The following is a 12,907-nucleotide window of genomic DNA, read 5'->3' as shown; positions in this document are numbered from 1 at the left end:
CCCCACGGCTGGTGCTGCGGCCCACCACCGACCGTCGCGGGAATCGCATGCATATCCAGCCTTCAGATACCCCGCCCGAGCCGGTGGCGGCTGCCTCCACCGAGCCTGCCGGGCCACCTTCCGGCACGCCCGTGGAGCACCTAGACGCATCCTTGCGTTTGCCGCTGCATGTCAATGCGCGTGGCATGGCGCTGGGCATCATCGCCACCGTCAGCTTCATTTATGCGCTGCAGTGGGCACAGAAATTCCTCATTCCCGTCATCTTCGGCATTTTCATTGCCTACACCCTCAATCCCGTCGTCGCCTGGCTGGAAAAGCTGCGCCTGCCGCGCGCCATCGGCACCACGGCCGTCACGGCCCTGATCCTGTTCGGCTCCATCGTCGTGGTCGAGCGCGTGCAGGGCGAATTCGAATCCATCGTTGAAGAGCTGCCTGCCGCCACGCATAAACTGTCGCGCCTGATCGCCGCCAATACGGGCGGCAAGAACAGCACCTTCCAGAAGATGCAGGCCGTGGCCAATGAGATCGAGCAAGTGACCGCCGGCGCCGAAGCGCGCCGCAACAACCGCCGCGCCGCGGCAGCGTCCGAAGGCCCCAATTTCAAGATCATGGACTGGGTCTGGGCCGGCTCGCTGGGTCTGGTGGGCTTTGTCAGCCAGGCCACCATGGTCATCTTCCTCGTGTTTTTCCTGCTGCTGTCGGGCGACACCTTCAAGCGCAAGCTCGTCAAGCTGACGGGACCGTCGCTGAGCCGCAAGAAGGTCACCGTGCACATCCTGGAAGACATCAATACCTCGATCCAGAACTATATGTTCATGCTGCTCGTCACGAATGGCTTGCTGGCCGTCCTGATGTGGATCGCCCTGCGCGTGATCGGCCTGGAAAACGCGGGCGCCTGGGCCATTGTGGCCGGCTTGCTGCACATCATGCCGTACTTCGGCCCCTTGCTCATCACCATCGCCACGGGGCTCGTCGCCTTTTTGCAGTTCGAATCGCTGGAAATGGTCTTGCTGGTGACGGGCACGTCGATGGCCATCGCCACCCTGGTTGGCACTTTTGTCACCACGTGGATGACGGGGCGCATCGCCCGCATGAACCCCACGGCCGTCTTTATCAGCCTGCTGTTCTGGGGCTGGCTGTGGGGCGTCTGGGGCTTGCTGCTGGGCGTACCCATCATCGTCATCGTGAAGGTCGTGGCCGAGCGCGTGCAGGGCATGGAAGTGGTGGCGGAATTGCTGGGCGAGTAAGTTGATGCTGCATAAGAACAACGGCGCCCGCGGGCGCCGTTGTTGCGTGCAGACTGCCTACGACTGGTGGCGTTTCAATATCTTCACTTGCAGGTCGCCGTCTTCCGTCTTCGGCATATCCTTCATGCTGCCCAGTTGCAGGGCGAACTGGCGCGTGAATTCGGCGCCCAGGAAGAAGATTTGTGCCGAGTAATATACCCACAGCAGCAAGGCTACCAGCGAACCGGCCGCGCCATAGCTGCTGGCCACGCCGCTATTGCCGATATACACGCCAATCGCATATTTCCCCAGTGAAAACATGAAAGCCGTGCCGATGGCGCCGATCAGCACGTCGCGCCAGGACAGGCGCACGCGCGGCAGCATTTTATAGATGACGGCAAACAGGCTGGCGATGACGGCAAAGCCAATCAGGTTCGACAGGATGGTAAACAGCACAGCCGTGTCCTTCCACACGCCTTCCCAGAAGTTGGCGAGGATGGCCATGGCGGCGTTGACCACCAGCGATACCATCAGCAGGAAGGCCAGCACCAGCACCAGGCCGAACGACAGCAAGCGCGTGCGCAGCATGTCCCAGGCGCCCGCTTCCTTCAAGGGCGGCACTTGCCAGATTTCATCGAGGCTCGCTTTCAGCTCGGCAAACACGCTGGTGGCGCCAAACAGCAGCAGGGCGCTGGCGATGAGGGTGGCGATGCGGCCCTGTTCATGGTTTTTCGCGCCGGCCAGCACGAGCTGGATGGCTTCGGCGCCTTGCGTGCCCAGCAAGCCCTGCAATTGCCCCATCAGCTCGCCGCGCGCGGCGGCCGGGCCATAGAAAAAGCCGGCGATGGCGATCACCAGCACGAGGATGGGGGCGATGGAAAACAGGGTGTAATAGGCGAGGGCGGCGCCCTTGCTCGAGGCGCGGTGTTCCAGCCATTCAGTGACGGAACAGACGAGGACACTGCGCATCTGCTTGCTGAACGGCGCCAGGCTGGCCAGTTTGGGATAGCGGGTAGAGAAATTCATGGTGGCTTTCAATGCAAAAAGGGGCGCGAGCCCCTTTTTTTTAATTCACAAGTGGCGTACCACTGTTCAGCTTACTGCACGCGGCGTTCGATGGTGATTTGCTCCACTTCAACGCGGCGGTTTGGTTCCAGGCACTTGATCAGGTCGGCACGTTTCTTGTTGTTGCACGTGACGACAGGATTCGTGGAGCCCTTGCCTTCGGCCGTCAGGCGGTTGGCGGCGACACCGTGGGCGACCAGGTATTCCTTGACTGCATCAGCGCGCTGCTGCGACAGTTTCAGGTTGTACTTGGGCGAACCGATGCGGTCGGCATAACCACTGATGACGACGTTGTTGACGTCCGGTGCTGCCGTCAGCACGCGTGCGATTTCGTCGAGCTTGGTCTGTGTCGGACCCAGCTTGGCGCTGTCGAACGCGAACAGTTCCGTTGCCGACATCGTCACTTTTTCAAAGCGTGCTGGTGGCGGTGGCGGCGGTGGCGGCGGCACGACCACGACCACTTCTTCACGCACTGGCGGCGGTGGCGGTGGTGGCGGCGGTGCAGGCGGTTTGTTGAACGCGTAGTTCAGGCCCACGGTCACGTAGTAGTTGTTGGCCTTGCTGCTCGGGTCGAACGTGTTGCCGCGCAGGAAACCGTGGACGTTGCGCACGTCAGCCTGGACGGACAGTTGATCCGTGATGCTGGACTGGAAACCCAGGCCCACGCTGGCGTATGGCGAGCTCTTGCTGCGCTCACCGAAGGCGAAGCTGGTGTCCTTGTCGCGTTGCATACCGGCACCGACCAGCAGGAAGGGACGGAAGGCTTTGCGCGAGAACATGTACAAGCCGTCTACGCCCAGCGTATTTTGCTGGTAGCGCTGACCGCCATCCTTGGAACGTGCATACGTGGTGCCCAGCTGGATATCCCAGTCCTGGGAAACAGGCTTACCGAAGCGCAAGCCTGCGCCATAGCCGGTTTTATCCGTGGCGAAGTCGGAATCTGGCTTGAGTGCGTTGATGCTAGGTTGAATATACCAGGAGGGATTGATTTCCTGGGCCTGTGCGCCGAGGGCAGAGCACAGGACTGCGGCGGCAACGGCGATTTTTTTTAGATTATTCACAAGTAACTCCCAACGTTGATAAGAGATTTTCTCTACGGCATCAAAACGACATCTTGCTACACGTGCTATTGCTAGAGATCGACCACACTTCCAGGTGCGTTTTCTTGCGATAAATGCACTGCTGTTGGACTAGAGAATACGGTTGCAGGTTCAGGTGGTCGGTGCGCTGGCGCACAAAGCATTGCGGTATATCAATGGTGTTGCAGATTCACGACAACGACTTTGCTGTTGAAAAAAACTAATTTGCTAGGTGAAACTTTTACAAGCACGCCACTTCCTGGCGCCGCGGCAAGAGGCAATCGTACGACTTGTCACCTGCATGCCACTGTATATTAGCAACAATGATGAGCTTGATAACTAATATTACATTGATGTTGTATTCCTGCCGCGTTCCGTTGCTTTTTCAGGCTTCCGCCAAGCAACTTTTCGCGCTGCAGCCAGCTCCGCCACTTTTCATCAAGGAGTCACCCGTGCCTGACCTGCCCCGTATTTTTTCTTCCCCGCTGACTGGCAAACTGGGGGCCTTGTGCCTGCTGCTGTCGCTGGGCTCGGCGACGCCGGCCTGGGCCGATAGCGGCGTATCCGTGTTTTCACCGAGCGGCACGGTCAAGGCCGTACGCCAGGTACGGGCCCAGTTCGCCACGCCGATGGTGCCGTTCGGCGACATGGGCTTGCCCGCGCCGTTCGCCATCGATTGCGGCAAGGCCGAGCCTGGCGTCGTGGCGGGCGCGGGGCGCTGGGCCGACGAGCGCAACTGGAACTTCGATTTCGAGCGCGACTTGCCAGCCGGCGTGGCCTGCAGCTTCACCTTGAAGCCGGGGCTGAAGGACCAGGCGGGCCAGGCCTTGCAGGGGACGACGTCCTACCGTTTCACCACGGGCGGCCCGGCCATCGTCGAGGCCGTACCGTATGACGGCCAGCCGTACATCGATGAAAACCAGATCTTCGTGCTGGGCCTCGACGCCGCGCCGAACGAGGCCAGCGTGGCCGCGAATGCGTATTGCCGCGCCGATGGCATCAATGAAAAGATTCCTGTGCGCCTGTTCAAAGGCAAGGAACTGGAGCAGGTATTGACCCTGCGTAAGAGCTTTCTCGACCGCTACCTGACCGTGTACTTCAAGAAGCGGGGCGTCGTATGGAAAGCGGGCATGCCCGTGGCCAGCAAAGGCGCGCCGCCGTTGCCCGTCACCGTGCTGCAATGCAAGCGCAGCTTCCCCGCCAACGCCAAGGTGTCGCTCGTGTGGGGCGAGGGCATCGCCAGTGCCAGCGGCATCGCCACGGAGAAAGCGCAAACCCTGCAGTTCAAGACGCGTCCCGACTTCACGGCCAAGTTCAGCTGCGAGCGCAGCAACCCGAAGGAGCAATGCATACCCTTCCTGCCCATGCGCGTGCAGTTTTCCGCGCCCGTGAAAGCATCGCTGGTGCGCGCCATGACCCTGAAGGGCGGCGGCAAGACGTATGTACCGACGATTTCAAAAGAGGAAGAAAAGGCGGAATTCCTGTACAGCGCCGCCTTCAACGGCCCCTTCCCCGTGCAAGCGAGTTTTGTCTTGAGCCTGCCGCCGAAGCTGACGGATGACGCGGGCCGCGCCTTGCTCAACCGCGCGCGCTTCCCCATGACGGTGCGTACGGGCGAACAGCCGCCGCTGCTCAAGTTCCCGGCCCCGTTCGGCATCATCGAAGCGAAGGGTGATGGCTTGCTGCCCGTCACCGTGCGCAATATCGAACCCGTGCTGACGGGCAAGGAAGTCGTGCAGCCATCCGCAGCAGCCACTGGCGCCACCTTGCGCGTGCCCGATAATGACGACAAGTTCATCATCGAGTGGATGCAGCGCCTGGCCGGCAATGGCGACGGGGGCGAATACTGGCAGCCCTACGCGCAATATGCGGGCAACATGAGCAAATCCGTCTTGGCGGGCGCGTCCGGCACGCGTCCTATCAGCCTGCCCCGTCCCGATGGCAAGAAAACCTTTGAAGTGATCGGCATTCCGCTGCAAAAGCCGGGCTTTTACGTGGTCGAACTGGCCAGCCCCATCCTCGGCAAAGTGCTGCTGGGCAAACCGACGACGGCCTACATCCGCACGGCCGCGCTGGTGACGAATCTGGCGGCCCACTTCAAGCATGGCGCGCAATCGTCGCTCGTGTGGGTGACGTCGCTCGACAAGGGCGCGCCTGTTGCGAAAGCGCAAGTGGCCGTGCGCGACTGCGCCGGCAAGCTGCTGTGGCAAGGCGCCACGGGCGCGGACGGCGTGGCGCATATTCCCGGCGAGCTGGCCAATTCCAGCTGCAAGAATAATGGCCGCTACTTTATCAGCGCGCGCAGCGGCGGCGACATGACGTTCACCCTGTCGGACTGGGTGGGCGGCATCGAAGCGTGGCGTTTCAATTTGCCCACGGACGACACGCGCGCCGACAACACCCTGCTGGCGACGGTTTTTGACCGCACCTTGCTGCGCGCCGGCGAAACCGTGCACATGAAGCATTTCATACGCAAGCACACGGGCGAGGGCATGAGCCTGGTCGACAAGAACAATGGCCCCGGCAGCGCCACCTCCGTTGTCATCACGCACCAGGGCAGCGACCAGAACTATCAATTGCCGCTGCGCTGGTCCGCCAGCGGCACGGCGGAAAGCGACTGGGTCATCCCCGCCGACGCCAAGCAGGGCGAGTACAGCGTGACGATGGCGGGCCGACCATCCGGCAGTTTCCGTGTGGAAGCGTTCCGCGTACCCACCATGAAAGCCGTGCTGCAGGGACCGAAAGCGCCCGCCGTGCAGGCCAGGCAGCTGGCCCTTGATGCGCAAATCACGTATCTGGCCGGTGGCGCGGCCACCAACGCGCCTGTCAAGCTGCGCACGGTGCTGCAAGACAAGAGCGTGACGTTTGCCGATTATCCCGATTTCAGTTTCAGCAATGGCGACGTGAAGGAAGGTCTTGTGAAACAGGGCACCGGCTACGACGACGATGAGGGCGGGTGGCAGGACGAGGGCAATGGCGGGCATGCCGGTGCAGGCGCGGCTGCCGCGCGCACGCAAAGCTTGGCCCTGGACAAGGCGGGCGGCGCGCGCATCGTCATCGACCAGCTGCCGCAGCTGTCCACGCCGCGCGACCTGGTGGCGGAAATGGCGTTCCAGGATGCGAATGGCGAGACGGCATCGGTCGCCACGCGCGTCCCGCTGTGGCCATCAAACTATCTGATCGGCATCAAGCCCGACGCCTGGGCCTTGAGCAAGGATGCCTTCAAGTTCACCGTGGCCGTGCTCGGCACCAATGGCAAGCCCGTGGCGAATGCCCCGGTCGCCGTTGATTTCTTCCAACGCAACAGCTATTCGCACCGCCGTCGGCTGATCGGCGGCTTCTATGCATATGAAAACAGCAGCGAAGTGGTCAAGCTGGGCCCGGCGTGCTCGGGCAAGACGGATGGCAAGGGCCTGTTGATGTGCGACGTGAAGGCGCCCGCCAGCGGCAACCTGATTTTGCGCGCCAGCACGCAGGATGCGTCCGGTAACGCGGCTGTCGCCAACCGCGAAACGTGGGTGGCCGGCGGCGGCGACTGGTGGTTCAACGCCAGCGACAATGACCGCATCGACGTGCTGCCTGAAAAGAAACGCTATGAACCGGGCCAGGAAGCAAGCTTGCAGGTGCGCATGCCGTTCCGTTCGGGCACGGCGCTGATCACGGTCGAGCGCGAAGGCATCCTCGATACCTATGTGCGCCAGCTCAATGGCCGGGAACCGGTGGTGAATATCCCGGTCAAACCGAACTACGCGCCGAATGTGTACGTGTCCGTGTTTGTCGTGCGGGGCAGGGTGGACGGCGTGCAGCCGACGGCGCTGGTTGACCTGGGCAAGCCGGCCTACAAGATGGGCATTGCACCGCTGAACGTGGGGTGGCAGGCGCATGAACTGAACGTGATGGTGGTGTCCGACAAGGAGGTGTACAAGACGCGTGACAAGGCGGAGGTGTCCGTGCGCGTGCGCCGCGCCGACGGTAAACCGTTGCCAGTCGGCGCCGAAGTGGCGCTGGCGGCCGTCGATACGGGCTTGCTGGAACTGATGCCCAACGATAGCTGGAAATTGCTCGACACCATGATGGCGCAGCGCAGCCTGCAGGTGGAAACGGCGACGGCGCAGATGCAGGTGATCGGCAAGCGCCACTTCGGCCGCAAGGCCTTCCCGGCCGGCGGTGGCGGCGGCAAGGGCGCCAGCCGCGAGCTGTTCGATACCCTGCTGTTCTGGAAGGGCACGGTCAAGCTCGACGCCAAGGGCGAAGCGACCGTGCAAGTGCCGCTCAACGATTCATTGACGGCGTTTCGCATCGTCGCCATCGCCAGCGCCGGCAAGGAACTGTTCGGCACGGGCAGCACGGACATCCGCAGCTCGCAAGACTTGATCCTGATGTCGGGCTTGCCGACCCTCGTGCGCGAAGGCGACCAGTTGCGCGCCGGTTTCACCGTGCGCAACACCTCAGCCGCGTCCTTGAGCGTGGACCTGAACGCCAGCGCGGCGGGCAAGGCCTTGCCACGCCAGAGCTTGACCTTGGCGGCGGGCGAAGCGCGCGAAGTAGGCTGGGATTACCAGGTGCCGCTCGGTGCGCAGCAGATTGTGTGGGAGATCGGCGCCAAGGCAGGTAGCCATACCGATAAACTGAAAATCACGCAAAAGGTGGGCCAGGCCACGCCCGTACGCACGTACCAGGCCACTTTGCAGCAAGTCGACAAGCCCATCAATCTGCCCGTGCAAATGCCGGCCGGCGCCTTGCCGGGCCGGGGTGGTATCCAGACCAGCTTTGTCGCCAAGCTCGGCGGTGAGCTGCCAGGTGTGCGCGAGTACATGGCCGCGTATCCGTACACCTGCTTCGAGCAAAACACGTCGAAGGCCATCGCGCTGCAAGACCAAGAGGCGTGGAACAAGCTGGCCGCCAGCCTGCCCGCCTACCTGGATGGCGACGGCATGCTGAAATACTTCCCCATCATGGAACAAGGCAGCGACAGCTTGACGGCCTACGTGTTGTCGGCAACGAAAGAAGCGGGCTATGCGATTCCCGAACAGACGAAAAACCGCATGGAAGCGGCTTTGACGGCCTTCGTACAGGGCCGCATCGTGCGCCGTTCCGCGCTGGATACGACGGACCTGGCCGTGCGCAAGCTCGCCGCACTGGAAGCGTTGTCGCGTTCGAACAAAGTGCCGCCCGATGCGCTGGAAAGCATCAGCATCAACCCGAACCTGTGGCCGACTTCGGCCGTGATCGACTGGAGCCTGTTGCTGCAGCGCACGCCAAACCTGGCACGCCGCGATGCGCTGCTGGCCGAGGCGCAGCAGATTTTGCGTTCGCGCCTGAATTTCCAGGGCACGACCATGGGCTTTTCCACCGAGCGCAAGGATAACTGGTGGTGGCTGATGGTCTCGGGCGACGTCAACGCCAACCGCCTGCTGCTGGCCGTGATGGACAACCCGGCGTGGAAAGACGACATCGGCCGCCTCGTGCGCGGCAGCATGGGCCGCCAGAAGAAGGGCCGCTGGGATACGACGGTAGCCAACGCCTGGGGCACCCTGGCCATTAACAAGTTCTCGGCCAAGTTCGAATCCACACCGGTGACGGGCGCCAGCGCAGTCAAGCTGGGCGGCGATACGCAAGCGCTCGTGTGGAACGGCGCGGCGAAAGTGGGCCCCGTGCTGCAAGCGTGGCCGAAGGGCACGGACACCCTGGGCCTGGCACACAGCGGCACGGGCAAACCGTGGGCCACCGTGCAAAGCCTGGCGGCCATCCCGCTCAAGGCGCCCGTGTCCAGCGGCTACACGATCAAGAAAACCGTTACGCCGGTGGAACAGAAGACGGCGGGCGCATGGTCGCGCGGCGACGTCTACCGCGTGCGCCTGGACTTGTCGGCGCAGGCGGACATGAGCTGGGTCGTGGTCGACGACCCGATTCCCGCCAGTGCCACCGTGCTGGGCAATGGCCTGGGCCGTGATTCGCAGCTGATGACGGCCGGCGAAAAGTCCACGGGCTGGGTCTGGCCCACGTTCGAGGAACGCGCGTTCGACGCCTTCCGCGCGTATTACGCGTTCGTGCCGAAGGGCAGCTGGAGCGTGGAATACACGGTGCGCCTGAACAATGCCGGCGACTTCAGCCTGCCGGCCACGCGCATCGAAGCCATGTATTCGCCCGAAATGTTTGGCGAGTCGCCGAACGTGAATGTGAAGGTGGGGCAGTGAAAGGCAAGGTTTTACTGATGGGCTGCCTGCTGGCCGGCCCGGTCTTTGCCGAGGCGGTCCTGACGCCGGCCCAGGTGCAAGCCGCCTACCGCAGTTCGGAAGCGCAGTTGCTCGACCGTAGCGGCGCTCCGCTGCAATCCTTGCGCGTGGACATGAAGGTGCGGCGGCTGCCGTGGGTGCCGCTGGCCGATATTTCACCGGCCGTGCAACAGGCCGTGCTGTTGGCGGAAGACCAGCGCTTCATGCAGCATGGCGGTGTGGATGTGTCCGCGCTGGCCACGGCCGCCTGGGACAATCTGTTTTCGAAAAAGCCCCGGGGCGCCTCGACCATCACCATGCAGCTGGCGGGCCAGCTGGACGCGGACTTGCAGGCGTCCTCGGGCGGACGCAGCCTGCGCCAGAAATGGGACCAGATGCGCGCGGCCCAAGCCATCGAAGACAGCTGGAGCAAGGCGCAGATTTTTGAAGCGTATTTGAATCTGGTGTCGTTCCGCGGCGAGCTGCAAGGCATCGCGTCCGCCTCGTACAGCCTGTTCGGCAAGGCGCCGTCCGGCCTGAACCAGACGGACGCCATCATTTTGGCCAGCCTCGTGCGCGCGCCGAACGCGCCGCCGGCCACCGTCACGCGGCGTGCCTGCGCGCTGGCAAAAGAGTGGCGCATGGACAGCAGCTGCCAGCTGATCGGCCAGCGCGTGCAGACGGCCTTGCAGCGCAACGCGCTGGCCGCGGAACTGGCGCCGGCGCCGCAAGTGGCGCAGCAGTTGCTGAAACAGCCCGGTGCACAGGTCGCCAGCACCCTCGATGGTCCTTTGCAGCGCTTCGCGCAGGAAAACCTGCGCCAGCAGCTGGCCTCCTTGCGCGAGCGCAATGTCAACGATGGCGCCATCATCGTGTTAGATAACCGCAGCGGCGAGATCCTCGCTTATGTCGGCAATGCGGGCGGCAGCCATGTCGATGGCGTGGCGGCCCTGCGCCAGGCCGGTTCCACCCTGAAACCATTTCTATATGAACTGGCGATCGAGCGCCGGCTGATGACGGCCGCGTCCGTCATGGACGACTCGCCGCTCGACGTCGCCACGGCGTCCGGCATGTATGCGCCGCAAAACTACGACCGCAATTTCAAGGGTTACGTCAGCGCCCGCACCAGCCTTGCCAGTTCCCTCAACATTCCCGCCGTGCGCACGGTGCTGCTGACGGGGCAGGACGGTTTTTACAACCGCCTCAAGGAAGTGGGCCTGTCGAGCCTGACGGAACCGGCCGAGTACTACGGCCCGTCACTGGCGCTGGGCTCGTCCGAAGTGACCTTGCTGGAACTGGCCAACGCCTACCGCGCGCTGGCCAATGGCGGGCTGTACAGCACGGCCAGCCTGCAGCCGGGCCAGGCTGGCAAGGACCGGCGCCGTGTGATGGAGCCGGGCGCCGCCTTCATCGTTGGCGACATCCTGGCCGACCGCGCCGCGCGCAGCATGACGTTTGGCTTGCGCAACGAACTGGGGACGAATTTCTGGAGCGCCGTCAAGACGGGCACGAGCAAGGACATGCGCGACAACTGGTGCATGGGCTACTCGGCGCGCTACACGGTGGGTGTCTGGGTGGGTAACTTTGACGGCAAGCCCATGTGGGACGTGTCGGGTGTGACGGGCGCCGCGCCCGTGTGGCGCGACGTCATGGATTATCTGCACAAGAACGTGCCCAGCCACGCCCCGAAAGCGCCGCCCGGCGTATTGCAGCAGATGGTGGCCTACCAGCCCGCACTCGAAGCGCCGCGCCGCGAATGGTTTATCGCCGGCACGGAAAGCCCCGTCATCGCCGTTCTGGGCGACACCGTGAAGCCGCCTGCCATCGTGTATCCGGCCGAAGACAGCATCCTCGCCATCGACCCCGACATCCCGCCAGCCTTGCAGCGCGTGTTCTTCCAGGCCCAGGGCAGCCATGCCTTGCGCTGGGTGCTCGACGGCAAGGACCTGGGCGCGGCGCTTGACAGCATCAGCTGGCGCCCCGTGCCGGGCAAGCATGCGCTGGCGCTGGTCGATGATGCGGGCAAGACGGTGGCGAAGGTGGCGTTCCAGGTGCGGGGCAATGCGCTGGCGTCGCTGAACTAGGCGGGATGAACCGTGTCCTTGGCCAGCTTCTAGCGCAATATAATCAAAAAATATTTACGGTGCGCTGAGGATGTTCGTCAGCGCAATCCGGTACGCCGGTTGCACCTCGCCATTCTTGTCGAGCTTGTCCGTCATGATTACGCCGAAACCCTGCGCGTACCATACGTATTCGCCGCTTTTGCCTTTGCTTTTGCCGCCCACGTCATGCAGTTCGAACTTGCAGGCGTCGGGGAAGCGGCGGCCGCCCAGTTCTAGGCGTTCCCAGCCGAGGAAGGTGATGGAGAAATTGCGTTCGTCCGTGCGCGTGGAGGTGGTGATCTTGTCGGAGAGCCCCGCCAGCGGGTAGTGGGTACTCGTTTGCGTGTCCGAAAATTGCACGCGCACTTCCTGGCCGGGGCGCATGTTGGCGGGGATGGCGGACTGCGGCGTGTAGACGTTCTTGCTGCGCACGGTGCCGTCTTCATTGTAGTGGACGTTGCCCGTCAGGAATACCTGGCCATCGCGGATGTCCTGGTAGGAGGTGGCCAGCAGCACGCCGCCGTTGAGGATCAGCTGCGTGCCCTTTTGTTTCTTGCCCTCGAATAGTTCCTCGACGTTGACTTGTGCGTCGCCATTGTTCTTGCTGAACTTGATGCCCGTCGTCAGTTCCATGCACTCGCCCACCGTGGGCGCCGCCTGTACGCTCGCGGCCGCCAATACGCCCGCCGCCATCATTCCACACCATGCTGCTTTCATTGTCTTCCTGGCTATCTTGTAAAGGCGTGATGATAGCGTGCTTGGAAGCAACATGGCGCAGCGCAGACACTATTTCGTGGGGGCGATGGGGATGCTGGGCACCGCAGGTGTGGACGCTGGCGGCTCGGTGGGCGTGCCGCTGTGCGGTTTGTCCCGATGATTGGCCGTCGGTTTTCCGCGCCGCGTGCGTTTGTCCGTGCGGGTTTTGCTGGCCTTGCCATCGTGGACCAGCTTGCCTTTGTTGTCGAGCTTGTCGGAGGCATCCGATTGCTGGCCCGGGTCCCTGGCATTGTTGGTGTGGTTGCCCGTCTGGTTCAGATTCGTCGTCGACTGGGCTTGCACCCAGGCACCGCCAACGGTCATCAGGGTGGCGGCCAGCAAGAGAGCGGGAGTTTTCATGGTGCGTATCCTGTGTAAAAGTTGGGAGTTGCTGTCGAGACTGGATTGTCACATGCGTGCTGCCGTTTCCAAGTAGGAATATGCCGCATGCGCGTGTGAGCATA

At 63.0% G+C, this 12,907-nt stretch carries 7 protein-coding genes; 3 read left to right on the top strand and 4 right to left on the bottom strand.

Going from position 1 to position 12,907, the window contains the following annotated elements:
• Positions 1-47 precede the first annotated feature (47 nt).
• The gene (locus AC54AG_RS23450) at positions 48-1,247 is read left to right on the top strand and encodes an AI-2E family transporter (RefSeq protein WP_496631711.1); all 1,200 of its coding nucleotides are present in this window, start codon (positions 48-50) and stop codon (positions 1,245-1,247) included.
• A 57-nt stretch (positions 1,248-1,304) separates the two neighbouring features.
• Here the strand turns inward: AC54AG_RS23450 and AC54AG_RS23445 are convergent, their stop codons facing one another.
• On the bottom strand, positions 1,305-2,252 hold the full coding sequence (locus AC54AG_RS23445; RefSeq protein ID WP_034758909.1) for a YihY/virulence factor BrkB family protein: 948 nt from the start codon (positions 2,250-2,252) through the stop codon (positions 1,305-1,307).
• A 71-nt stretch (positions 2,253-2,323) separates the two neighbouring features.
• Complete coding sequence (locus AC54AG_RS23440; RefSeq protein WP_070304100.1) at positions 2,324-3,352, bottom strand: OmpA family protein; 1,029 nt, start codon at positions 3,350-3,352, stop codon at positions 2,324-2,326.
• Positions 3,353-3,822: 470 nt separating this feature from the next.
• Between AC54AG_RS23440 and AC54AG_RS23435 the strand changes: the two genes are divergently transcribed.
• Both AC54AG_RS23435 and pbpC read left to right on the top strand, forming a co-directional pair.
• The gene (locus tag AC54AG_RS23435; RefSeq protein WP_496631710.1) at positions 3,823-9,567 is read left to right on the top strand and encodes an alpha-2-macroglobulin family protein; all 5,745 of its coding nucleotides are present in this window, start codon (positions 3,823-3,825) and stop codon (positions 9,565-9,567) included.
• Between the two features lie 17 nt (positions 9,568-9,584).
• On the top strand, positions 9,585-11,669 hold the full coding sequence (gene pbpC, locus AC54AG_RS23430; protein ID WP_070304099.1) for a penicillin-binding protein 1C: 2,085 nt from the start codon (positions 9,585-9,587) through the stop codon (positions 11,667-11,669).
• Positions 11,670-11,723: 54 nt separating this feature from the next.
• On the opposite strand, the gene AC54AG_RS23425 is transcribed toward pbpC, so the two are convergent.
• Positions 11,724-12,404 carry a hypothetical protein gene (locus tag AC54AG_RS23425; RefSeq protein WP_139143440.1) on the bottom strand — a complete coding sequence of 227 codons (681 nt, stop codon included), beginning with the start codon at positions 12,402-12,404 and terminating at the stop codon, positions 11,724-11,726.
• A gap of 69 nt (positions 12,405-12,473) precedes the next feature.
• Complete coding sequence (locus AC54AG_RS23420; RefSeq protein ID WP_139143439.1) at positions 12,474-12,803, bottom strand: hypothetical protein; 330 nt, start codon at positions 12,801-12,803, stop codon at positions 12,474-12,476.
• Between the last annotated feature and the right edge of the window lie 104 nt (positions 12,804-12,907).

The sequence above is a fragment of the Janthinobacterium sp. BCJ23 genome (assembly GCF_059617945.1).
The sequence above is the reverse complement of the archived record's forward strand: the minus strand, read 5'-3'. Positions and strand labels throughout refer to the sequence as shown.